Annotated in this window: 13 protein-coding genes and 2 pseudogenes; 2 read left to right on the forward strand and 13 right to left on the reverse strand. The window is 44.2% G+C overall.

The features are described from left to right. Positions 1–68: 68 nt before the first annotated feature. From AB8P72_RS09265 to AB8P72_RS09315, 11 genes and pseudogenes are all read right to left on the reverse strand, one after another. Positions 69–2,120, reverse strand: a pseudogene (locus AB8P72_RS09265) (AAA family ATPase); the annotation flags it as partial. Positions 2,121–2,516: 396 nt separating this feature from the next. Beyond that, positions 2,517–2,642: pseudogene (locus AB8P72_RS09270) on the reverse strand (Clp protease N-terminal domain-containing protein); the annotation flags it as partial. A 657-nt stretch (positions 2,643–3,299) separates the two neighbouring features. Further along, positions 3,300–3,707 carry an ATP-dependent Clp protease adaptor ClpS gene (locus tag AB8P72_RS09275; protein WP_305935475.1) on the reverse strand — a complete coding sequence of 136 codons (408 nt, stop codon included), beginning with the start codon at positions 3,705–3,707 and terminating at the stop codon, positions 3,300–3,302. 157 nt (positions 3,708–3,864) lie between these two features. After that, on the reverse strand, positions 3,865–4,764 hold the full coding sequence (locus AB8P72_RS09280; protein WP_305935474.1) for a hypothetical protein: 900 nt from the start codon (positions 4,762–4,764) through the stop codon (positions 3,865–3,867). A gap of 102 nt (positions 4,765–4,866) precedes the next feature. Continuing rightward, on the reverse strand, positions 4,867–5,934 hold the full coding sequence (gene argC, locus AB8P72_RS09285) for an N-acetyl-gamma-glutamyl-phosphate reductase (protein WP_305935473.1): 1,068 nt from the start codon (positions 5,932–5,934) through the stop codon (positions 4,867–4,869). 150 nt (positions 5,935–6,084) lie between these two features. Continuing rightward, a complete protein-coding gene (gene hemE / locus AB8P72_RS09290; RefSeq protein ID WP_068404521.1) occupies positions 6,085–7,221 on the reverse strand; it encodes a uroporphyrinogen decarboxylase in 1,137 nt (378 codons plus the stop codon). A 209-nt stretch (positions 7,222–7,430) separates the two neighbouring features. Beyond that, positions 7,431–8,603, reverse strand: a complete 1,173-nt coding sequence (gene proB, locus AB8P72_RS09295) for a glutamate 5-kinase (RefSeq protein WP_068404522.1) — start codon at positions 8,601–8,603, stop codon at positions 7,431–7,433. A 125-nt stretch (positions 8,604–8,728) separates the two neighbouring features. Next, positions 8,729–9,931: an Obg family GTPase CgtA gene (cgtA, locus tag AB8P72_RS09300; protein WP_068404524.1), complete on the reverse strand. Its 1,203-nt coding sequence runs from the start codon at positions 9,929–9,931 to the stop codon at positions 8,729–8,731. A gap of 321 nt (positions 9,932–10,252) precedes the next feature. Continuing rightward, a complete protein-coding gene (locus tag AB8P72_RS09305; protein ID WP_201591664.1) occupies positions 10,253–11,698 on the reverse strand; it encodes a glyceraldehyde-3-phosphate dehydrogenase in 1,446 nt (481 codons plus the stop codon). 378 nt (positions 11,699–12,076) lie between these two features. Beyond that, positions 12,077–13,360, reverse strand: a complete 1,284-nt coding sequence (locus tag AB8P72_RS09310) for a lipocalin family protein (RefSeq protein WP_305935472.1) — start codon at positions 13,358–13,360, stop codon at positions 12,077–12,079. 561 nt (positions 13,361–13,921) lie between these two features. After that, complete coding sequence (locus AB8P72_RS09315) at positions 13,922–15,046, reverse strand: NUDIX domain-containing protein (protein WP_369957668.1); 1,125 nt, start codon at positions 15,044–15,046, stop codon at positions 13,922–13,924. A 206-nt stretch (positions 15,047–15,252) separates the two neighbouring features. Here AB8P72_RS09315 and hemP point away from each other — a divergent pair, with 206 nt between their 5' ends. Next, positions 15,253–15,411: a hemin uptake protein HemP gene (hemP, locus tag AB8P72_RS09320; RefSeq protein ID WP_227672156.1), complete on the forward strand. Its 159-nt coding sequence runs from the start codon at positions 15,253–15,255 to the stop codon at positions 15,409–15,411. A 122-nt stretch (positions 15,412–15,533) separates the two neighbouring features. Here the strand turns inward: hemP and AB8P72_RS09325 are convergent, their stop codons facing one another. Then, positions 15,534–20,549, reverse strand: a complete 5,016-nt coding sequence (locus AB8P72_RS09325) for a translocation/assembly module TamB domain-containing protein (protein ID WP_305935470.1) — start codon at positions 20,547–20,549, stop codon at positions 15,534–15,536. 120 nt (positions 20,550–20,669) lie between these two features. Next, positions 20,670–24,236 carry an autotransporter assembly complex family protein gene (locus tag AB8P72_RS09330; protein ID WP_068404532.1) on the reverse strand — a complete coding sequence of 1,189 codons (3,567 nt, stop codon included), beginning with the start codon at positions 24,234–24,236 and terminating at the stop codon, positions 20,670–20,672. Positions 24,237–24,560: 324 nt separating this feature from the next. On the opposite strand from AB8P72_RS09330, the gene AB8P72_RS09335 reads away from it, so the two are divergent. After that, entirely contained in the window at positions 24,561–25,901 is a 1,341-nt protein-coding gene (locus AB8P72_RS09335; protein WP_068404534.1) for an MFS transporter, read from the forward strand. Positions 25,902–26,046: the final 145 nt, after the last annotated feature.

A 26,046-nucleotide genomic window follows, 5' to 3' on the forward strand; every position in this document is an offset into this window, starting at 1 on the left:
AAAAACGGCTACCATTGTAACCGTTTTTATAACACCGTAACCGTTTTTATTATATCAATAGCAAAAACTTAGCTAGCTAGTGACTCAGAATCTGGATGCGGCTCATGGGTTTCAACGACCGTTAAGATAATACGACTGTCGGCTGAACCTTTATCCGAAGATTTACCGCTAGTTTTATCAAGCTTAACCGTATCACCGTCTTGCTCATTGGCTTCTTTTGGTTCTAAGCTTAGATGGACTACCCCGCCGTTTACCAAGTCGCCAAACAAAATCATACTTGCGAGTGGCTTTTTGATCTCGTCTTGAATAAGGCGCTGCATAGGACGCGCACCCATGAGGCGATCATAGCCTTTCTCCGCCAAGTAATCACGGACTTCATCGTCAATCTCGAGCGTCACTTGCTTGTCATCGAGCTGTACTTGTAGCTCAACCAAGAACTTATCGACCACAGAGACGACGACCGACGTATCTAAGGCGTTGAACTGAATAATCGCATCCAAACGGTTACGGAATTCAGGGGTAAAGACGCGTTTGAGCGCTTCTGTATTGTCGCGGCTGTGGTCTTGCTGCGTGAAGCCCATCGAAGAGCGGCTAATACTTTCAGCGCCAACGTTGGTCGTCATAATGACGATCACTTGCTTAAAGATAGCCACGCGGCCGTTGTTATCGGTCAAAGTACCATGATCCATGACTTGTAATAACAAGTTAAAGACATCAGGGTGTGCTTTTTCGATTTCATCAAGTAACAATACGCAATGTGGATGCTGATTGATTTTTTCAGTCAGCAAACCGCCTTGGTCATAACCAACATAACCGGGAGGCGCACCAATCAGACGTGACGCCGTATGCGCTTCCATGTACTCCGACATATCAAAGCGAACCAACTCAACACCTAATAAGTTTGCTAATTGACGCGATACTTCTGTTTTACCAACCCCGGTTGGACCAGCAAACATAAATGAGCCAATTGGTTTATCCGGCGCTTTTAGACCGGCACGCGACAGTTTAATCGCATCCGCCAAGGTTTCAATCGCTTCATCTTGGCCAAAGACCAAGTGCTTAAGATCACGATCTAAATGCTCAAGAATGCTCTTATCATCACTTGATACGGATTTGGGCGGAATACGCGCAAGCTTAGCAATGATGGCTTCGATATCAGCAACATCGATTTTTATCGGTGCGCGTTTGCCTTTAGATTTTTTAGACCCACTCGCACGATCATTGGCTTTTGCCGTATCTGCTTCCTCTTGCATTTCATTGGAAGTGCTTGTTGTATCAAAGCTGTCATCGTCAGCATCACCCCCAAGACCTTCTTCATCGGCATCGATTTGCGCATCAAAGTCTTGTTCTAAATTGGCAATAAAGCTTTCTTCAGCATCAATATCGTCCAAATCCGCGACGATACCCAAACGCTTATAAGCACCCGCTTCATCGATGACATCGATGGCTTTATCGGGTAAAAAGCGCTCGTGAATGTGTTTTGCTGATAATTGTACAGCAGTTACCAAAGCTTCATCGGTATATTCGACGTTATGGAACTCTTCATAACGCGGTTTCAACCCACGTAAAATATCGATACTGTCATCGACACTTGGTTCTTTCACATCAATCTTTTGGAAACGGCGTGACAAGGCATGGTCTTTTTCAAACACCTGACGATATTCAGTAAAGGTTGTTGAACCAATACAGCGCAGCTCACCATTGGCAAGTGCTGGTTTGATTAAGTTTGAGACGTCCATATTGCTACTCATTGACGAGCCTGCGCCAATAATCATATGAATCTCATCGATAAACAAAATCGCATTGGGTTTTTTCTTTAACGCATCAAGTAGTGATTTCATCCGTTTTTCAAAATCCCCGCGATACTTAGTACCAGCGATTAATGAGCCGATATCTAGGCTATAAATCACACAACCATTAAGCGGTTTTGGTGCTTTATCATTAATAATCAACCACGCCAAACCTTCAGCAATCGAGGTTTTACCCACACCTGGCTCACCCACCAATAGCGGGTTATTTTTACGGCGACGGCATAATACTTGAGCGGCGCGCTCAATCTCAGGACCACGACCGATTAGTGGGTCAGTTTTACCTTCAGCGGCGCGCTGGTTTAAGTTGGTTGCAAATTCAACCAAAGGATCTTTACTGGTTTTTTCTGATGCACTACGGCGCTCACCAGTCATTGAAGCACGTGGCTCAGATGGCTCGTCTTTGTCTTGACCATGTGATAAATACTGGGTCAGCTCAAGGCGGCTGATGCCCTGCTTTTTAAGCAAATAAACGGCATAAGTATCATGCTCTGAAAACATCGATACCAAAATATCAGAACCTTCAACTAAACGCCCGCCACCAATAGACTGCACGTGGAAAATAGCACGCTGCAAAATGCGGTCAAAGCTCTGGGTGGGTTGTGGTGATTGTTCAGAATCTGCGTCCACGGTTGGCGTATGCTTATTGATATAAGCTTCTAGCTCACTACGCAACGTTGAGACATTGGCATTGCAAGCAGTCAACGTATTGGCAGCATTGGTATTTTCCAATAACGCCAATAGCAGATGTTCAACAGTGAGATACTCATGCGATTTTTGGCGCGCAAGTGTCATTGCTAAACGCAAAGAAACTTCAAGATGACGACTTAACATAAGGACTTCCTACGGTTGTACCTATCTTATTATTGATAGCTTTATGAATGAGTTAGTAACTAAATCAGGGCGATAGATGGATTGTTCAAGGGCAATGTTGGGATTATTAACAGACATTACTGCATATTATTGAATGATGTCTTCCATGGCTTGAGTACTATTTGCGTCTTACCTTTATCTCAACATGATACTTAACCATAGTCAATCTTTTAACGCTGACTAAAATGTATCGAAGTGTCCAATAAACCTTTATTGTGCAGTATTAAAGCGACAAATAGGCAAAAAACACTTCGAGCGTAAGTTTTCGAAAGTAACGGTTGAATAGAATAGAGATAAAAGGTGCTAAAACGATATGAAAAAATGTGGGGTTTAATACGATTAAGTGTACAAGGGTATACTTTAATATATGGGTGATATGAAAAAAAAATCAAGCAGAAAATGCAAAGCTAGGAAGATTGATAAAAGAGAATTAAAGGAGTGACAATAAATTTAAAAAGGCAGGAATCAAGTCAATCAACAGGCTAGCGCAAACCATTGGCTAATACAGCAGGTTTGCTCTACGGCAGAGTTCTTGTCATAAATAAAAAGGTAAGAAATAAAAAGGTGAGTAGAATCAACCGAAATTAGAGAAAACTTAAGACAAAATAGGCTAAAAAATTACTCACCCTGATGCGGCTCGATTTGAGTCAATAAAGGATAGCCTTCACGGTGCGCCAAGCTATTGACTTTTTTGGCTTTGGTTTCAGCAATGTCTTTTGGATAAATGCCCGCAATACCCTTGCTACTATTATGAATGGTCAGCATAATTTCAACCGCCCTATCCATACTATGACGAAACTCTGATTGCAGCACATAGACGACAAACTCCATCGGCGTGTAGTTATCGTTATACATGACCACTGCATACATCGGCGGTTTTGCTACTTCTGGCTCAGCGACCAATACATCGGCTTGCGGTGAAGTTTCGCCCTCGGTATCACCATCTTGCGCTAGACGCAGCGGCGTATTTGGGAAATGCCAATCGGCAACGGTTGGCGTTGAATGTAATATCGGTTGTTTTATCATAATTAGCGTACAAATTAATAGCGATGCTGTATCAGCATAAAGAGGATTAAAAAGAGTAGCAGACCTGTCTAGCTATCACTTAGCATATGACAAGAAAGTATTAATACATTAAAAATCTAAAATTCAATAAAATAAAATTCAATAAAATATCAAAAACTTAAGGTTCAATGGGGCTTTCATCAACTTCTGGCAAATCTAGAAGTGACAACGGCATGCTATCAACCTTATCACCAAGCTTCCAGTCGTATAATTGCTCCAATTCTTGTCCGCCTGCGCTTAAGCTTAATTTCACTTGCAAAGGTTTAAAGCCTGTTGGCATCATAAAGCGGCCGCGGATTCGCGTTATGCCATCGATGGTATAACTTGCAGGCTCAAGCGGCACTTCTACAAAGTCATTATCATTTAGCAAGGTTAAAGTAGGTTTTAAGCGCTTAGCTTTGCCGTCGCTGGCCAGCATTGCCACATCAAAGCCATACTCAAAAGCGTTTTCAGGCAAAGGTTTAATTTTTGCCCCAAGTATTTGTAAAGGCATGCCGCCATTTTCACTAACAAGCTCGGCATATATCTCTTTAAGTTGGGCTAATTGTTTATTTTCAACCGTCAATTCCTGTTGGTTTTCACGTAGCTCTTTTAAATTTGCCAAACTTATTTCTAACTCTTGCTTAGCAGTAGCTGCTTCATTGGTGGCAATTTTGCTGCTAAGGCGTAAATCTTTTAGCTCTTGCGTGGCTTCTTTACTGGTAATCACCGCTTGCTGAGTTTCTGCCTGCATCGAATAATAGCCGCGCTGATAGCCAAGTTTATGACCAAATGCCAGTCCAACTCCAGCGGTCACCAATACCGTCACCACGAATAATGCCAATACTAAGGTAGAAGCGCCTCGTTGCTTATTACTAATAAGCGGGCTGCTAATAATAGGGCTATTTATCAGTGCATGACTCTGTTGGTAATGAGAATAAGAGAGATGCGCATCGTGCCCCACATCATAGGAAACAGAGTCTTGGCACAATACTCGTGCAGGCTGTTGGCAAAGGCGTGGTGCACTCTTCAAACGCATTTAGACGATATCTCTTAACAGTAAAGGCAGGTTATTATAGCGGAATTTATAATCAATACCTAGCACCATAAATATGAGGGATTTGTTAATGGCTAGACATCTTTAAGGAACGATAGGGGCAAAGTCTAAGCCCATCGATTCATCGAAACCAAACATCACATTCATATTTTGTACTGCTTGCCCAGCGGCACCTTTCACCAAATTGTCCTGAACAACAATCACCGTCAGCTCAGCACGCGCATTGTCTTGGTGAATACCAATACGCAAACGATTACTGGCTCGCACGCTGCGCGTATCGGGATAAAGCCCCTTTGGCATCACATCGACAAACGGCTCTGCCGCATAGCTTGTCTCAAACATTTGCTGCCAATCGATAGCAGCGCCTGCTTCGGTAAGCTCTAAATGAATAGAGCTCAGCATGCCGCGTATCATTGGCACTAGATGCGGTAAAAAACGAATACGATGGCCAAACTGACTTTCTAATAATTGAGCAACACCCTGCTCAATCTCTGGTAAATGCCGATGACCCTCGACGCTATACGCTTTAAAATTATCGGTGGTTTCCGCATAGTTAAGCGCAAGCTTCGCTTGCCGACCCGCGCCCGAAACGCCAGATTTTGCATCGATAACGATACGCGACTCAACCAGCCTTTCGGCTTGCTGGTTTTGCGCATCGATAATAGGTTTTAAGCCCAAAATAGCGGTAGTTGGATAGCAGCCAGGGTTACCGACAACTAATGCATCGGCCAATTTTTCTCGATTGATTTCAGGTAAGCCATAAACGGCTGTCTTTAACAATTCAGGACAGGCATGCGCTTGCTGATACCAATGCTCAAAATCTGCTAATGATTGCAAGCGAAAATCCGCCGCCAAATCAATAACTTTAACGCCCGCTGCCGTTAACGCCTCAGCTTGCTTCATCGCCACGCCATGCGGGGTGGCAAAAAACACCACGTCGCATTTTTGTAAGGTAGCAAGTGTCTCATCGCCCAAGTCGCTAAAGATGATATCTGAGATACCGCGTAAACTTGGGAATATCTCATCAGCGCGGGTGCCAGCTTCGCTACGCGAGGTTAGCAAATCAATAGACACTTCAGGGTGGGCAGACAATAAGCGAATCAGCTCAATACCTGTATAGCCTGTGCCGCCGACAATCGCTGCTGAAATCATAAGATATTCCTTTTTCTTTTAATGCGTAAATATTTAGATAGAGATAAGCTCTACATCAAAGTTAAACCTTGTCGCTTCTAAATATAAGCGCTATTACTAGCGCTTTTAAACGTTGATTTTTTAATAATTAACGATATTAAATTTTATAACTTAAATTTTGTAATCATGTACCGCATCGATAAAGACTTTGGCATTATCAGGATTGACCCACTGGGTAATACCGTGACCTAAGTTTGCCACATAGCCGGTTTTTTCGCCACTGGCGTAAGCGCTATCGAGCATCGCATTGACTTCAGCACGGATAGTTGCAGGCGAGCCGTACAAGGTTGCGGGGTCTAAATTACCCTGAATGGCTTTGCTGCTTTGTAGCTTTTTATGTTGCTTGGTCAATTGGCGCTGACTTTCTGTCAATACTTGACGGGCGCGATCAATAGGCATCGTCCAGTCTAGACCTAGCGCATCGGCCTCACTATCCGCTTGCACATCAAGCCACAATCCACCGCCTTTGGTAAATAGTACGACTGGGATTTCTGGATGACGTACCTTTAGCTCAGCGACAATACGCTTGTTATAGGCATGCGAGAAATTCACAAACTGACGATGACCAAGCGCCCCGCCCCAGCTGTCAAATATCTGCAAAATTTGTGCGCCAGCAACCACTTGCGCATCCAAATAATCAATCACTGACGTTGCCAATTTATCTAATAATTGATGTAAAAACTCCGGATTGCTATATAAGAAACCTTTAGTATAGCGGTAATCTTTCGAGCTGCCGCCTTCAATCATATAAGTCGCTAGCGTCCAAGGGCTACCCGAAAAGCCGAATAACGGCACTTGTCCGTTTAGTGCTTTACGAATGCTCGTCACCGCGCGCATGACATAATCAAGCGAGTCATTCATATCGAGTACCGGCAATCTGTCTAAATCCGCTTGCGTACGAATCGGATGCTTAAACTTCGGACCCTCGCCCGTTTCAAAATACAGTCCTAGCCCCATGGCATCAGGAATGGTCAAAATATCACTAAATAAAATTGCGGCGTCCAAGTCATAACGGCGCAGCGGCTGCAAAGTGACTTCGGTCGCACGCGCCGTATCTTTACATAGGCTCATAAAGTCACCGGCTTCAGCGCGAGTGGCTTTATATTCTGGTAAATAACGACCGGCTTGACGCATCATCCATACTGGCGTGGTATCTATGGGCTCAAAGCGGAGTGCTCGTAGCAATCTATCGTTTTTTAAAGGCGCAAAGTTCTGCTCAAGCGCATGGTTACTGTCTGAAGCACTCATGTACAACTCTCCAAAACAGCCCTATATTCAATAAAATAAATAACAGGGCAAGATAAAATAAGTGAAAGAAAAGATTAATAAACGCTTATAATGCATAGATAGCGGCATTTAATCCTAAAAAGCTTCATAATTATTTGATATCAGCTTCTTTATATTAAATACCATTTACTATTAAGCTTTGAGAACACCTACCGATTAAAGGGGTATAACTACACGGTTAACGCTAAATTGTCGCGATGTACCATGACCACACGCTCTTCCTTGTTACCAAGGATTCTATCAAACTGCTCTGTACGCTCGCGAGCCACGCGGCAAGCGTCACGCGATGAGAAGTTTACTTGACCAACAGCGATACGCTCGCCCGTGTCTTGATTGACAATCTCTACCACATCACCTTCATCAAAATCACCGCGGACCTCGACGACGCCAACTGGCAATAAGCTCTTGTGATGTTCGACAACCGCTTTTGCAGCCCCAGCGTCTACAATGAGCGTACCTGACATGCGCAAATGCGCCGCTAGCCACTGTTTACGAGCAATGATTTTATCGGCATCATTAGTAGTCAATAACGTACCAACGGCTTCGCCAGATACCACGCGCGTAATCACATCGTCGATAGCGCCACTGACAATAACCGTTGGACAGCCGCCCATAGCAGCCAAGCGTCCAGCACGAATTTTCGTCAGCATACCGCCGCGACCAAGTTTACCGCCATCGCCAGCGATATCAAATAAATAATCGGCCATCGCGCGCTCTTGGCGAATCATCTTGGCATTCGGATTGTTACGCGGATTATCGGTAAAGACGCCTTCTTGATCGGTCAAAATAATGTATAAATCGGCATTGACCATCGCCGCTGCCATCGCGCCTAAGGTGTCATTATCGCCGAACTTAATCTCATCAATGGTAATGGTATCGTTTTCATTGATTACGGGCAGCACGCGCCATTCTAATAACTGCGTCAATGCGCCCGTGGTATTTAAATAGCGACTACGATTAGACAAATCATCATGAGTCAATAACAGCTGCGAGCTTTGAATACCATGCTGAATCAATGCTGACCACCAGGTTTCAATCAAGCCCATCTGTCCGATGGACGCACAAGCTTGTAGCGCCGCCAGTTTCCTTGGGCGCTCGTCCAGATTCATCCGCACCACGCCTTCAGCAACCGCACCTGACGACACTAGCAATACTTCCACACCTTGCTTATGCAATTTGGCAATCTGCTTTGCCCATTCGTAAATGGCAGTTCGATCAAGCCCTCGTCCATTATTGGTTAATAGCGATGAGCCAATCTTGACAATAACGCGCCGAATATCAAAGTTGCGAGCTTGCTTAACAAACCTTGCTTCTTCTGTCGTGTTCTCTATGTCAACTGCCATATAAACTCCTGTTGCTAGGGTAAATGAATTACGTGGATAATATTAGAACTGTACGCACACCTATTTAAAAAACGAAACATTAGCTTTTGCCAATTTAACCTTAAATACATTTAAGCGCAGGTATATTAAGGAACGTATACCACTTCGACGCCATCATCGAAATCGTCATCGTCGTCTAAATTGGTACCTTCACGCGCTGCTTTACGAGCCGCACGATAGGCTTCACGCTGCGCTTCGGTATTCAAACGAACTTCTGCTTCTAAGCGCTCAAAACGCTCTTTTTGGGCTTCAGCAAAAATCGGATCTTCGAGTTCACGCTCACGCTCGCGCTCGATCTCATTCATCAAATGGTACTTAATCGCATCAACGCCTTCACCGGTCAAGGTTGCGGTACGAAATACCATACCCGTCCAACCAAGCTCAGCCACGATATGGGTACAAAGCTCGTTTAAGTCTTCTTCGGCAACCTGATCAATTTTATTTAGCACCAAAATCTGTGGCAAATTGGCCAATTCAGGTGAGAAACGCTCAAGCTCATTTAAAATCACGCGCGCGTTTTCTACTGGGTCGCTGCCATCGATCGGTTTTACATCGACCAAGTGTAACAGACGGCGCGTGCGAGCGACATGCTTTAAAAAACGAATGCCAAGTCCTGCGCCTTCTGAGGCGCCTTCAATTAAACCCGGAATATCTGCCATCACAAATGAGCGGTGACGACCGATATCAACCACGCCTAAGTTTGGTACTAAGGTGGTAAAGGGATAATCGGCAACCTTAGGTTTGGCGGCAGATACCTGACGGATAAAGGTTGATTTGCCCGCGTTAGGTAAACCAATCAGACCAACATCAGCGACTACTTTTAGCTCAAACTTCAGCACCTTTAACTCGCCTTCAAAACCTGAAGTGGCTTTGCGCGGTGCTTGGTTGGTCGAGCTTTTAAAATGGGTATTACCCAGACCACCGTCGCCGCCTTTGGCAATCAGTAACGTTTGACCAATTTCAATCAAATCGCCTAATACTTCGTCGGTTTCGGTATCAACCACGGTCGTACCAATAGGAACCGGCAAATAAATATCGTCAGAGCCTTTACCCGAACAGTTCTTACTATGACCGTTTTCACCGCGCATGGCGTCATAACGACGGGTATAACGGTAGTCAACTAAGGTGTTGGTATTGTCATCGGCAATGACATAGACATCGCCGCCCTTACCGCCATCACCACCGTCAGGGCCACCACGTGGGACATACTTTTCTCGGCGAAAACTGGCGATTCCGTTACCACCGTCACCTGCTTTTACCGTTACGACGGCTTCATCAATAAATCGCATCTTTCGTTCCTTTATTTACCATCTCGTTTATCAACTTACAGTCAGCGACTGTATTTTAGGTGGTAGCTATATGTTTGGTAGTTATGAATAACTTAAAAAAATATAAAATCTTCTTTAAAACGGCATTTACTAAAATGTCATACCACGCTTAGCATTTAGCATGACAACAACACCCGATAACCATTCGGACTATCGGGTGTTTGAATACTGCCGTTAATAATTTACACCGATTTATCTAGGATAAAACTTACTTTCGTCCCGCTATTTTGCCTTAGCATTTTATCTAAATACAAACGGCTAAGATAGCAGCTGTGCAAATTTTTACGCTGGAATTTGCGCATAGCTGATGCCAGCCATTTGCGTGGCCAAACGTAATACCTGCGTGCTATAGCCGACTTCGTTATCGTACCAAATATAAACGATAGCATGATTGTCTGTCAAAATAGTCGCTTGCGCATCGACGATACCGACATGCGTATCACCAACAAAATCAGTTGATACCGCTTCGGTAGAATCTGTATAAGCGATCTGAGTTTGCCACTGACTGCTATTAGACACCTTACGCATGAACTCATTTAACGCATCGGCACTGGCTGGCGCCGTTTTAAGGTTTAAGTTCAAAATCGCTAAGCTAACGTTTGGCGTTGGTACACGAATCGCATTACCCGTCAATTTACCGCTAAGCTCTGGTAGGGCTTTACCGACCGCTTTTGCTGCACCAGTACTGGTGATAACCATATTCAATACCGCGCTGCGGCCACGGCGATCAGCTTTATGATAGTTATCAATTAAGTTTTGATCGTTGGTGAACGAGTGAATAGTTTCTACGTGACCATTCTCAATACCGTACTCATCATTTAAAACTTTGAGCGTTGGGGTAATCGCGTTGGTCGTACAGCTCGCTGCACTGACGATAGTGTCATCGCCGACCGTATCGTTATTGACGCCATAAACGACGTTTTTAATCTCACCGCCAGCAGGAGCCGTTAGCAATACTTTTTTCACGCCAGTCGATTGCAAATGCTTGCCAAGACCGTCTTCATCTTTCCAGATGCCAGTATTATCGATGACCAATGCATCGTTGATACCATAAGCCGTATAGTCAATCTCGCTTGGGTCTTTGGCATAAATGACTTGTACAAAGCGGCCATTGATAATCAAACCATTGTTTTCATCATCGACAACGACGCCACCAGCGAAGCTACCATGGATTGAATCACGCTCAAGCAATGAAGCACGCTTAGCCAGATCGCCCGCTGCTGCTGGACGCACCACAATGGCTTTTAGCTGTAAGCCTTTAGCGCTTGACGCTTGTGACAATAAAAGACGCGTTAAGATACGACCAATACGGCCAAAACCGTATAGCACCACATCCGTTGCGCCATTGCTTGCAGCGTTATTGTTGTTAACAGACTCTAATGCCGCTTGTAAATCACTGTCATTAGCAATCAATTGACCAACATCGATACGCGCCGCTTGGATGTCTTTATTCTCTGCAAGCGTTTTAACCATCGCTAAAGTATCCGCGACAGCGATAGGTTTAGCACCTTTATCACGCAGCGCGACTTTTTGATGCAATGCCAGTATTTGACCCACAGAGGTTGTATCTAGCGTATCACCAAACAATGTCACTTGCACATCTTGCTCATTATAAAGCTTATTTAATAAGCCCATAAGCTCGATGGCTTGTTGCTCTTGTTGGTTATAATTGCTCAAATGGTCTTGATGTAATTGGCGTAAGGTATCAGCGTTGCTCACGAGAAACATCCTTTTGGTCAGTAATTAGGTAGCAGAAAAGTAGGAAGAAATATAAATAGATAGGTCATCATTGTTTAAATAACGATATTAAAACGGTCATGCTCGACTTTGGCGGTAGTGATTGGCAATAGTAACTATCACTAACTAGCGTTACAGTCTTTATCGTAACCGTCTTTAGATAAGGTAGATTCTAGCCTAAAACGCCCTATTTTGCTAGTGATAACCGAATTTGACGTACTTATCGCGTTTTTCATAGCTTTATAAGTTACTGCATAAAAATAAAGGCAGCTTGCGCTGCTGCTCTATTATCAATTAACGATAAATCAAACAAAAATATGATAATTATAAAATACTTATATGGTTATGCCATGTATGGTTATGAAAAACTTAAGGAACCAACTTTACCGTCTGATTGGTCTGCAGGGTAAGTTTAAATTCTTTTAAATCGTAGCCCTGCTTTTGGGCAATTTGGCGATATTTTGCATAGGTCTCTTGGCTAACATTCGGCGAACGAGCCAGTAACCACAGATAATCTTTATCTGGCGTGCCAACCAATGCCGTTTTGTAATCTGCATCACGAGCAAGTACCCAATAATCGGCGCGGCCAACAGGCAACCAGCGAATCCACGACGGTAAAAAAGTAACTTTTAATTTACTACCCGAAGCATCAGCAGGTTTAGCTAAGCCTTCTGCGGTAATGGCTGAACCATCTTGCGCTTTACATTGATTAAACACCTTAATGCCTGAACCGTCAGTTTTTTCAATATAAGTCGCCGTCACATCACTGGCACAGTTGCGCTGGAAATACATCGGTAAACGACCTATCTCATACCAAGTGCCGGCATATTTTTTGAGATCAACGCTATCAACTGTGGTTGGTACGCTAGCAGATTTATAGATAATTGCATTTGGCTTAATGGATAACGTCTCTGTGACGGTTTTAGCCGTTGTTGCGTTCGCTGTCACCCCAGCTTTAGCCGCGGTATTGACAGGCGGTGTTGCCGCATAGGCTGAGAACGCAGCCAATGGGATAATAATTGCTAGAGCAATACCTGTATGCTTGATAAGTCCATTCATAAATATACGCTCTGGTATTGTTGGTAAACCCATATCTTCATTGCCGTCGTCTGTATCAACAGTTTCAGCAGTAATAGACTTATTGGATTTAGTATTACCATTTAAGCTTTTCGCTGAGATGTCTACAGCAGCATCAATATTGATATCGGTAGTATTGATATCAGTAGTTTTTTGCACTTTCTTATAAGCAGGCGCTTTTTTGTATCCGCCGCCATTTTGAAAACTATTGCTTTGCAAATCTTGAGTGCTTTTAAAACTTGTATTATGGTTATTTTGATCGTGATTGCTGCTATCAATCAATACAGACTTTGCGGCTTTAGGCGCGTTTTGTCCACTCTTTTTATAGACAAATTCATTATCTGTTGCTGATGCCTTTAGGGTGACATCGCCTACTGGCATATCGTTCGCGCTATCATTGTGATAGCTAGCATCATTGCTGGCATCACTCGATTGTGACGTATTATCTGTCTTGCGATAACCTTTTTTTAAATAGTTTTTATCAAGATAATGCTGACTTGATTTAGTCTGCTGTGATTGAGAACCAGCTGCCTGCGAATCAGGCCATGCTGACTTAGGTAACTTATTGGTTTTCATAGGAGTACCATTTATTAATAGTGTTAGTTAAAATTTTTCATTTATCAAATTTTATAGCGATTAACTCAGTATAAATAATGCTCAACAATCACTTTAAATACAAAAGACAGATGAGTGAAAATTAAATACTGGATTACTTATATTTACTATACCTTTCAGTGGCGCTGTGATGAATAAAATCACGATAGATAAGAAGTGGGTGGATAGCAATTGGTTAAATAGCAAGTGATTGGATAAAAAGTTGCTAGATGAATTGCCCTTAACAAACTGATTCTGCGCCCTTTGGTAATTTGCAGGTTTATAGTAATGGCAAAGGGCTAAGCAAAACAGTGTAGCAATGTAGGAAAACGCAACGGTTTGTAAGTAATTCTGTATTTACGCCATACAAGCAATACATGGTTACCTTGTGTAAAAATAGATTTAAAATCAGTGGTTTGCCCCCATTAAACCTCACTCTTGTATGGCCTTACATTTGCTTTCAGTTTTTGATTTACCTTTCATATTTTGGTTAATTATTGGCCTAAAATATACTCTCAAATACTATAAAGACCATGTTAAAAATTACCGTAAAAACTGACGAATGCCAGCAACAGCAATGCCGCCATACTGCTCTGCTTGAGCCCTCATTGCTGGCGATAAACCACCTAAGCCAATCACTGGTATATCGGCTAATTCTGCTAATATCGACCACGCTTGCCAGCCAAGTGGCTCGACATCAGGATGGGTTTGGGTTGCTAAAACTGGCGATAGAAAAATACCGATAACGGGTGATAATTGTTGCTCTAAACGTCTATGCGCCAACTTATTAGCGGCAGCGACACTTTCGACGTCATGACAACTTACAATCAGTGGATAGTTTAATAAACCGTCGTGAATTGCATTTTTGCTTTGGTGAACATCGTTATTAATATCGCTTAAGCCGCGTATAAGCTGCGTCTGGGTTAACTGCTTTGCGACGATTTGATGGTTTATAGCTTGCTTATGTGCTTGGTCGCTTTCAAATTCAGCTGGTACAATCGCCTGTATATCTGCACGCAAGCGTAATAACTGCGCTATATTATTATCTGCATCCATGGCTTTTGGACGGACATAAACCCAAGCATCATGCGCCAAATGCGCTGCATGAAACTGTAGCCAAGCTGCTGCTGGATCAGCCGCGTCGTTAAAGTGTGCCAATGGATAAGTAATTGCTATCTGTTGTGGTAAGCGCAACCATGCAAGAATGGTTTTATTAGCGGCTGGCAGTTGATAATCTCCTGCCAATAACTTCGATTTATCCACCCAAGTTAATGCTTGACCCTCCAATCCCTGCTGGCAATGTCTATGCTGTTCATACTGCTGCGCACTTAGTGCTACCTTGTAAACCTGCAAACATACCTGCTTATCACCATAGTCATGATGCAGCCGACCGAGTTTCACCGCAGTATTATTTGCGATATCAATGCCCGTCTCTTCAGCCACTTCGCGTATCAGCGCTTGCTGAGCGGTTTCATTAGCATCTATCTTGCCGCCTACAAACTCATAACGATTACCTTGATGCTGCGATGCATTTCTGAAGCCGAGCAAATACTGATGCTGATAATAAATGACCGCCACCGCAACATTGACGATTTTTAGTGGTTTATGGGCCCTTGCCTCATTTTTAGCGAACGAATTTTTGCTTGAATTCTCTAAATAACTGCTCATTCTATTGCCCTTTATAATGGTACGACTGTTTTGATTTATAGCTTTTGTAAATGCTGCTTTATATAAGTTTACATAATAACTGTGATTTATTTTATCAAATAGCTTGCAAAAGCTTTCAATGTAAATGATAATTATTATCGTTAATGACTTACTTTACCCCACTGCCTTATTTTTAATTATTTTATCAAAAGGAATTTACTATGAGCATGGTCATCTCTCGTTATTTAAACTGCCGCGAAAACCGTTTGCCTACGCTACAGTCGCAGCACCTATTTGCGCTAACCAAAGAAGTGCGTATCGAGCACGAAGGCGAAGAATATCGCTTACGCTTAACGCGCAATAACCGCTTAATTTTAACCAAATAAATCAACTGCTCACCGCATAAAAAAACGCCTTTTAATAAAGGCGTTTTTTATTGCATTAAATGAACTACTAACAAGCGACTTAAAAATCGACAGTATAGTAAGGCTATTAAAAGCTTAAGTGCTTAGAACTGCCAACTATAAACCACATCGACCGCGTTTTCCGCCGCTGAAGTTGCTTCGACATAAATGCGGCGCGTTAGCTGATAACGGATAGATAGGCTATTTTGTGCATTAAACACTCCGACTCCGTAGCGAATATACAAATCAGGGGTTACATAACCGGTGACGTTGACGTTGGTGTCATCACTGCTGCCTGACGCATCAACGGTTAAGCTTTGGAAGCCAAACGCTTGGCCTATCTGGTTGGTCAGATTGCGCGTGCCACTCAGCCCAAAGCTTAGTCCCGCCGCCGCAAGGTTATTGGTCACCTGCGATTTAAAGCCTTGCTCACTGATTTGCGTCGCGCTCTTATTATTAATACGACCCGTTATCAAGGCATTCATCGCTTGCTGCTGGGTTAAGCCAGCATTGTTAAAGACGATAATATTTGGATTTTCTGTATTGCCTTTAACGCGTACGCCGACGGTCTTACCGCTGATGGTTTTCACCGCCTCAATGCTCAGATTTGGTTTCATCACATCGCCATTAAAACGCACTTGACCGTAATTCAGCTCTAAGCTCTGACCAAAAATATTGACATTGGTACGACGAGAAACCTGCACGACGCCTTTGGCGCGCATAACGCCTGTGCCATTTTGGGTGACATTAATCGCCCCTGCTAACGGAATCACCGCACCAAAGCCGCGGAAATTGATGTCATCGCCCAAGTCAATACCGATGTCGGCATTGATTGACCAAGGTTTTGAAATCGCTAAAACCTCATCAATATTACCAATCAAACGGCGATCAAGCACCACCGCATCTTCGGTTTGGGTAATGATATCTTCACTAGCTTCTGGTGGACGAATGGTCGCTGACGGCACACTGACCGCGCCAGTAATATTGACATAACGGTCACCTGGACGCACAATAATGTCGATATCAGGGTTAATCTCAGCCAACAATAATGGCGGCTGGGTCAATACCAAACGCTCGCCAATGATGCTGAGCTTAGCTTGCAGTTTTTGTTGCCAATTTACCGTACCAGTCAGCTTGCCCGTACCGGTACCACTATTAAAAGTGCCGTCGATATTCGCCTGCGTACCACGAATTTTGGCATCGACATTGACTTTTCTTAAGTTGATAGGTAAATCAAGCATCGCAATACGGCCATCTGCCAATTTCACATCGCCATAAAACTGTGGTTTATCGAGCGTCCCACCCAAACCACCTGCCATAGTGATATTACCTTCGAGCACGCGCATACCGGGGAAGAAAGGCTTAAACACTGCCAAATTCAGCTCATTGAGCACCAGCGCACCCGAGATAGGTTTCGGTGTTTTATAAGGGTCAACGATAACCTCAGCATAGCCACGCGCACCGCGACCAGTATTGATGTCCGTGCGCAGTTTGATGCCTTCAGGGACCGACAAAGCAATGACCGACACGCGCTTATAAGGCAAGGTAACCGGCTGACTATCGCCATCTTGCATCAAGCCGATTTTGCCGTTGTCAGAATACAGCGTGGTATTGATCGTCGGCGGACGACCACGTTGCCAACCGACGATAGCTTTACCATTAATTTTCGCTTGCCAATCGATATCTTTGGGTAAAAAGACCGAGAATAGTGAAGTATCCAAGTTTTGTACCGCTACATTGACTTGACCTGCCGCTGGTGAAGCAATGAGATTCTCACGTAAACACAGCTTGCCCGTTTGGTCGGTCGCCTGCCAACAGTGGGCGGCAAGCTGCACTTTTAAGTCGGTAGAATTATTACCCTGCTTTTTGGGTAAATTGACAATCAACTGCGCAGGTTGTAGTTGGTTTAACGTCGCATATTTTGATTTGATACGCCCTTTACCAATCACCCCTGACCAGCTGAGCTTATCGCGATTAAAGCCACCCTTAAGTCGAGCGCCGATAGCAAGTTCATCATTTGCCACTTCAAGAATGACCACATGCGCCTGCTCAGTGCCATTAAAAGTGGCATTGACCTTTTTAAAGCTCTGACCTGCCGCATCCAAACCTTCGGCGCTAATAATAAGCTGGCTTGGGCTATTGGCCAAATTGACCAGCTTACCGCGGATACGACCTTGACGCAAAATAAAGCCCGGTAGCGCTAGTCGCTCACCAACCAAGTCGATATAAATCGTGGGCAGCGCCTGTCCTTCCGGCTGCGACAAGGTTGCGCCTCCCGTCACTTTACCAGCAAGCTTATCTGATAGCTGGTCAAGACTGGTGATATTAATCTTAGCTTGTAGCTGCTTAGCATTGCCATTAGCAGTAAGATAATTGTCGCCCCAACGTAGCACCAAATTATTGGCATTTAAGCTATCGATTAGCGCATTAACTTGCTGATACTGTGCCTGTGCATCCTGTGCTTGTAAGCGTTTAAAATAACTGCCCAAGTCTTTTGGTAGGCGCAGCTTCGCCGCCAGACTACCTTTGGCACTGAGCGGCTGGCCTTTTAGCACGCCACTTAGGTTAACTTGTTTGATATTAACGATTTGCTGATTGTCACCCCAGCGCCCATCGGTATCAATAGTGCCAGTGATGGTACTTGGGATATCTTTAAAGAAATAACCCAAGTTAAAGCGATTCATCACCGCCTTAACATCCCAAGCGATACCTTTACGCACATCGACCGTACCATTGGCATCGATACTACCTGCGGCGCCGACATGGCGGAAACGCTTGATACGAATCAGCTGTGCGTCACCACTGGCGTCAATGCTAAGTTTACCGGCTGGCAGTTGCTCAGCATCTAATACACCATCAAATTTCACCGCAAAGTTTTTCAGCTTACCCTTTGCGTTAGCATTAGCTTGGTTCTTTGGCGGCGTTTGCCACACACCGCTGGTTTTTAAATCACCAGTGATAATGGCGGCATTATTGGGTAAAAAATAGCCAAGGTTAAATTTGTCAAAGCGGCCATCGACTGTCCAGCCAATGTTTTGACGTAAGTCAATGACACCGTTCGCTTTTACTGCGCCGGCTTCACCGTTATAGTTGAGTTTACGAATACGAATCAGCTTTGGCGTACCAGCAGCATCAATCGATAAGCTGCCCTTTGGTACGTCAGCGGTATCAATGTGACCATCAAAACGAGCATCAAAAACAGACAGCTCGCCGCCGATAATATCAACGCTAGCATCACCGCTGCCCGTGATACCAATAGCGCGGCTATCTTGGCTGGCATCGAGGTTTGCTTTTAAATCGGTATTAGTAAAGCTAATAATATGGCGCTGACCTTTGACACGGTTTTTACTGATATTGAGCATGCGCCCGCGCGCATTGATATGCCCTGTTAAGCGCTCAAGCGGTAAGTCACTACGATATTTTTTGGGTAATAAGCCATTGGTACGCGCATCAATTTGCCACGTTAGCGGGCGTTTTTTACTGGCCAGTTGAATCTGCCCTGTACCAGATAGGTCGCCTACTATACCTTTGTAATTAAGACGGTTGATATTAATCACGTCGCCGGCTTTACGCACGCGCACATCGTAGTTGCCTTTAGGGGCGACATTTAACTCATTAATTACCGCTTTGCCATCGACCGATAAATTCGAGCCGCGGATAATAACATTGGCTTGTCCGCTTGGACTGTCGACATTACCGATATTAGGCAAATTGCGGCGTACCAAATTTTGCCACTTGGCGTCGATATACCAAGGCGTGACTTGCTTAGCATTGGCGCTGCGACCACGAGCAGGCGTTTTGCCGCGCACGATGTTGGCATTGAGATGCTCGCCATCGCGCTGACGCAAATCTGCATCCATCTCTAGATTGCCATTTTTATTTTTATGCTGATAATGTACCGATAAGCGACCATTGAGCTTTTGCGGCGCATAGGGTTTAAAGTCGGCATATTCATCTGGAATCGCCTGACGAATATCAAAATTACTGCCCGTGGCGCGGACTACCGCATCAAAACTCTCTTTCCAGTCCAAAATACCTTGCAATGTCAAATTGCCTGCTGGTACTTGCGCATCCAAACGATCAACGCGCAGCTGACTGTTGGCGATAATACCGCGACCTTGATAGTGACCCGATGGGATATCTTTGGCGGTCAGCTCGGTATTGATACGCAGACGTATCTCCGAGATGACGCCCGACGCGGTCGCCATGCCGCTTTTTAGGTGGATATTTTGGCTATCGGCATAAGGAATTAAAATATCGTCCCATTTAAGTTTCGCTTGAAACGGCGAACCTTCATCTAGGCCCTGCACCACAAAATCACCGCTGACATCGCTGTCGTTATAACGGCTACGGACTTTACCAACGGTACGTTTTAGCGTACCGGTTGCGGTGATATTTAACGGGTCGATATAGGCTTTTTCTAACGCACTTACCTCGACAATTCCGCTCAAATCTAAAGGATAGTCGCCTTGTAAATCTGCCTGACCTTTTAAAGCGCTGACTTTTACAATATCCGCATACTGCAATTTGCCGCGCCCGACGTTCACCACGCTACCAACCCAAGTCAAATCTCGCGCTTCGATATCATGCACGACGATAGGGTCTTTGGTGACTTGTTTATAAATAATGGTTTTTATTTTTGCTTGATCAAAGCGCAAATTGACTGGCAAGCTAAGCGTTCGATAATCAAACGGCTCGCCCGTAGGTGGCTTATTATTGATAATCTCAATGGTTTGAATGTCGGCATCACGCAGATGCACTTCTTTGGCAAATACTGCGCGCCAGCCTATTTTGACATAAGCTTTATCGACCAATATCTCAAGGTCTTCGGTGGCGTTGATATCGATATCGCTGACCCAAATACCATCGCGCAGATTACCCCGACCGTATTTAAACTTAACTCCCGTTTCAGCACTGATTTTTTCTAAAATGAACTTTGTGCCCGACTCAGTACCGACCGCATATAAAAATATGGCGAACATAATCGCCAGTACAATCAAAATAAGAACCGTTAATTTGAGCAAAAAAGACAGGGGAAACCAACGTCTAACAGCGCGGGCATCGCGCTGTGCTGGATCTTCATCCGAGGGCTTATTTGGCGGGGTATTTTTGGTCAACATGACACTCAGCTATGTTAAAGAAGGTTTACCAGCAAGCGCTAGAATGAAAAATAAGGCGGTTTTTGCGTTTTTATCAAGACTGCTATAAGCACTCGTGTTAGGCGTACTTATAGCAGCCATTTATAAAGGCGACCCGATAAACAGATGCAGTCTAACAGGGATGCTATCTTCCGTCACGCCAGCAGCAACATCGACACGTACCACACCAACCGGCGACGCCCAGCGGATACCGACGCCGACGCCAACTTTGGTATCGGTTTCAAAATCTTTGTCATAGGCATTACCGACATCGGTAAAGACTGCGCCGCGGAAACCTGGTCTAAACTCATAGTTATATTCAGCACTGCCGACTGCGAGGATTTGTCCGCCGGTGAGATAGCCTTTCTCAATCGGTGATAGGCTTTCGTAATCATAACCGCGAATACTTTGATCGCCGCCAGCAAAGAAGCGCAGTTTATAAGGCACTTCGTAAAAATCATCCGCCCAAATATAACCGGTATTTAAACTGCCCAGCACTTGGTGTTTATCGTCAGCCCCGAAGCTATAAAGACCGCTCACACCCGCGCGTAAAATTGCCATATCGGTATCACTTAGCAGACTTTCTGAACCTGCTTCAAGCGCATAATACTGACGGAACCCGCGGGTAGGATTGGCAGCATTATCGACGTCTGTTTTGCTCATACCATAACCAAATAACAAAGCGTGCTGCGTCGGTTTCGAGGAAGTAAAGCGCACTGGCAGATTGTCTAATTCTTCCTCATCGACGCCAGTTTCTAACTCATCTAAACGGTAGCGTACAGAGTAGCTACGATCCCAGCCATTTTCACGGCGGATATTACGCGCCAATGCTGCTTTTAAGGTTCGGGTAGATAAGTCAAAATTACCTTCGCCTTGATCGATAACCTCTTCTTCGTAGGTCAAACGGGCATCCAATTTATCGTTTAGCGGATGCTTCCATGGTCGACTGCCATACACGGCGACATTTTTGGTAATGCGCGAAACTTCGGTTTCCACCCCTGCTTGATAGCCTTTACGATTGATCAAATTATAATCTATCTTGGCAGTGGCGCGCACCCCAGTATCGGTACCATAACCGAGACCAACTTGGGCATCACGTGGTTTGTTTGCCGAAACAAAGACGTACAGCGGCACTTTTTTGTTTTCTAACACGTCCTGCGGGGTTTTGCGTCCAGCAAGCGTTGGCGGGACGAAGTTTTCATCGGCAAGGATATTTTCTTCATCAGGGAAGATTTTTTGTGCGACATTACTGATAGAGTCGCTGATTTTACCCAAAATACTAGTGGCTTTTTGGTCTTTTTCATCCAAGACGCGATCATCCGGCAGACGGCTTAAACGCTCAGCTTTTTGTCTAATGGCTTGCAGTTTACTCAAGGTTTCTTCATCGGCTTCAAACTCGATGGCAGCGATATCGGCTGGATTGACCGTCTCACCGCTAGTGGCGTAACGCTCAGCGTCATTTTCGTTAATGACTGTCTCATTTTGCTCGATATTATTGCTATCGAAGTCGTCATCGGTAGTATCAGTACTACTGCTATTAGGCGTATTATCAAAGGCTAAAGTACTGCTTTCTGTGCGCTCATCTGGCGGCAAAATCGTCTCGACGTTGACAGTATTAAAATAGCGGGTTGCCGATAAATCGTTACTAAACTTGGTCACGGCCGGACGATAAAATGGCTCGCCTTCTTCAAAGCCGACCAGCTGCTTTAATAACGACAACTCAACCGGTAGCTTTTCAGGATCGCGGGTCAGCGTACCCGACTCTTGATCATAAGTAAAAAACACCACTTCATCAAACTTGTAACGATCACCCGTATTGTAAACCAGCGACACATCGGCGGTATTGTCGGGCAAGATAATATCGACCGATTTGTTGAGCCAATATTGATCAAAGTAACCATAGGTATCACTGAGGGACTCAAGCGCCGCCTTACTGTCTTTATAAACGCGGTGATTAAAAATATCGCCCTCTTGTGGCGGCAAATCTTCTTCTAACTTGGCAAACTCTTCTTGCTCGCTGCCCTCGCCGCGAATGTCAACAATGCGGCTATCAACGCGTACCGGCTCACCCAACTTTTCAATAATGACATCAATGGTATCGGTATTTGGTTGGCGCAAACGTAGGGTCACATCATAGTAGCCGACGGCTTTGGCAGCATCTAAGGCGCTCTGGCGTAGACGCGGCAGCGCAGCAGTGTAATCAACCACAGACTGCACAGTGGTGTCATCAATAGCGGCTTTGATATTCTTAAAGGGCTGAATATCATCGTCAGCTTTGGTTAATTTTGGTTTAGCATTCCTTGTACTGTTTTGAGCGTTGTTTTTGCTATTATCGTTTAAATTATCTGCTGCGGCTTGTTGCAAATAAATGGTCGTCTCAACATGCGGTAGGGTGACGACGCCACCTTTAAAAAAGCGATTATACAGACGCTTAACAATATTGCCTTTTTTATTACGTGCTATCGGTTTGGGTTTCGCCGCTTGTTCGATACTTTCTTTTACCGCATTGACATCGTTTTCATAAATAGGCAAATAATCATCAGGATTGATGCTGTCTGACTGGGCATTTTCTATCCCACTATCCATGTCCACACTAGTCGCGCTATCGCCAGTGCCACTAGCAACCGAATCGCTGACGTCAATAGGACGCGACATCACATCATCTGTCTCCGCCTGCTTAGCAGCGGCCTCATTTCTACCCAAGGTTTCAAGATTGCTCGGTGCTGGTAAATTGGTAGCATCTAAACTCACATCGAGCCCAATTGGCGGCGTGCTATCGTCTAACCTTGCAACAGGCGCATCAAATGCGCCATCTAAAGCTTGAAAGTCATTGTCGTCATAACGCATACCATCGATATTATTAACGGCATTACTTTGAGTGATATTGCCGATATCTTGAGCGTTTTGCTTATCCATCGCCGCCAGCTCGCGATCAATCTCGTCAGCCGTCATCATCTGATAGCCTTGTTGCTGCACGCTATTAACTTGCTGCTCTAAGTTTTCATTGCTGTCAAATGCTTGGTTGTTGCCTAGACTATCTATGCCATTACCGATAGCACTAGCAAAGTCATTAATACTATCGATATCATTATTTGATAACTGGGACTTATCCGTGTTATTTGCTTGCGCGGTGGCGTTTTTGTTAGGATTTTTAATACCTAAGTTCTGCTCGCTATAATCATCCAATACCGATTGATCGATAATACCTTCTTCAACGGCTTTTTTTAGACGTAAGGCGTCCAAAGCAATATCAAGCTGGCTGTCCTCATAGGCATCTTTAGAAAGTGCTCGTTTAGACGAGGACTGAGCCGAAGAATTGGAAGGCGGTTTTGGCGTTGGTGGCTGCGATTGTCGTTGCGGCTGTGCAGTGGTCGCATCATTGCCACTATTTTTGATAAGTTGGCTGCTGCTTGCATTATTGGCCGTATTATTATTTAAATCAGTGGCGGCAAGAGCACTAGGCGCGATAGCAATACTGACCCCAAAGCCAACCAAACTGGTGGTCAATGCCCGAAATAGCGCCGTACGCGTAAAATAAAGACGAGGGTTATCCATAGGATTTATATGAGTAGGATGAGCAGTTTTAGCCGAACACAGCGGCGCATTTGACGCAGCAGCAGGCGGTATCCCCGATGAGTGGCGCGCTAGAGTTGAAGGCTGATGTTTCATATTTATTTCCTATCACCTCACGCGGCACAAGTGACGGTCGATGGCAATCGCCTCGTCTTACCGGTGAATAAACGTAGAACAGTTCGCTGACATTAAAGGTTTGGACGGCTAAAATTTACAAATCATAACTTAGTTAATTCTCAAATCATAGCACTGTGCGCATGTATTTTTACCAAAGCCTTGCTATTATACGGCGTAACATCGATAAAACCTATGCTATATTTCGATAAGTTTTTGATAGTATTGATAATTGTTTATCTGCCAATCACTGCGTAAAAGTTTGTTTTCTCCTTTATTAGCCGCGACCCATCTGTAGGAATCTTCATGGCCAATCAGTTTCAACTCTTTAAACATCGCCGGTTTAATGCCATGTTTTTTACCCAATTTTTGGGTGCTTTTAATGACAATATCTTTAAGCAAGCACTGATACTGGTGCTGACCTATACTGCTGCCAGCCAATTGGGCATGGAAGTCAGTATTTTAAATAACTTGGCGGCGATGTTGTTTATTTTGCCGTACTTTTTATTTTCGGCATTGGCAGGGCAAATTGCTGATAAGTTTGAAAAATCAAAACTGACGCGCTTAATTAAATTGCTTGAGATAGGTATTATGATTATCGCTGCTGTCGGCTTTGTCTTTGAATGGTACGCGCTGTTATTTGTGGCGCTGTTTTTGATGGGCACGCAATCGACGTTTTTTGGGCCGATTAAGTATGCGTACTTGCCACAAGCGATGAGGGAAAATGAGCTGGTCGGTGCCAATGGTCTGTTTCAAATGGGCACCTCGCTTGCCATTTTGCTTGGTATGATTATCGCTGGGGTATTGACCCAAATTACCCAGCCGCTATTTTGGATAAGTGTGACGGTGCTTTTTGTTGCGGCGATAGGCTATTTTGCCGCCCGTTTTATTCCCACCATGCCAGCGATGCAGCCTGATTTGAAGATTAATTGGAATATCTTTACCACCAGTATGGCGACGGTGCGTTATTTATACTCGTTGCCTTTTTTATTCTTTGTCATTCTTGGTAATAGCTGGTTTTGGTTTTATGGCGCGACGTTTTTGACCCAAACGCCAGAATTTAGCAAAGTCATTTTGCATGGCGATGAGTCCGTGGTGATTTTCTTATTAACGCTATTTTCAGTTGGGGTGTCGATTGGCTCACTACTGTGCAAATCCTTGACCAAAAACCAAGTCAGCTTGCGCTTACTGCCCTTTGGCATTGCAGGTTTGAGCATTTTTGCCATTGATTTATATTTTTCTTTGTCAGGGCTCAAACTCAGTGTCAGCTCGGCTACCTTATTTGGTATCAGTGATTTATGGGGTATGAGCGGTAGCTGGCGCGTATTTGCCGACTTATTCTTTTTGGGCTTTAGCGGCGGTTTATATATCGTGCCTTTATATGCCTCTATGCAGGCTTATGCGCCAAAAAGCCATCGCGCGCGTATCGTCGGTGCCAATAATATCTTTAATGCCATTTTTATGGTGTGTTCGGCGATTTTCTCGATTGTGGTATTAAATGCGCTGGGTCTAAATTTGCCGCAACTGTTTTTAGTCACCGGTATATTAAATATTATTTTTGGTATATTTTTATATTTCAAGCTTAATAAACATGTCAAACACGCCGTTATCCAAACCCATGATGACGAGCAGAATCGATACGACTAGCGCCAAACGCAATATGAATCGGCAAGCCAATAATTTCGCTGCCGAGATTGTCTATTGTTTGTTATAGTGGTTCGATAAGTGTTGTCTGATAGGTTTAGTGGCCTATTAAATAGCTTAAACCTATTCATCATAAGTTCTATTTATA

The sequence above is a fragment of the Psychrobacter sp. CLB018 genome (genome assembly GCF_041222815.1).
In the GTDB taxonomy this organism is placed as follows: domain Bacteria; phylum Pseudomonadota; class Gammaproteobacteria; order Pseudomonadales; family Moraxellaceae; genus Psychrobacter; species Psychrobacter faecalis.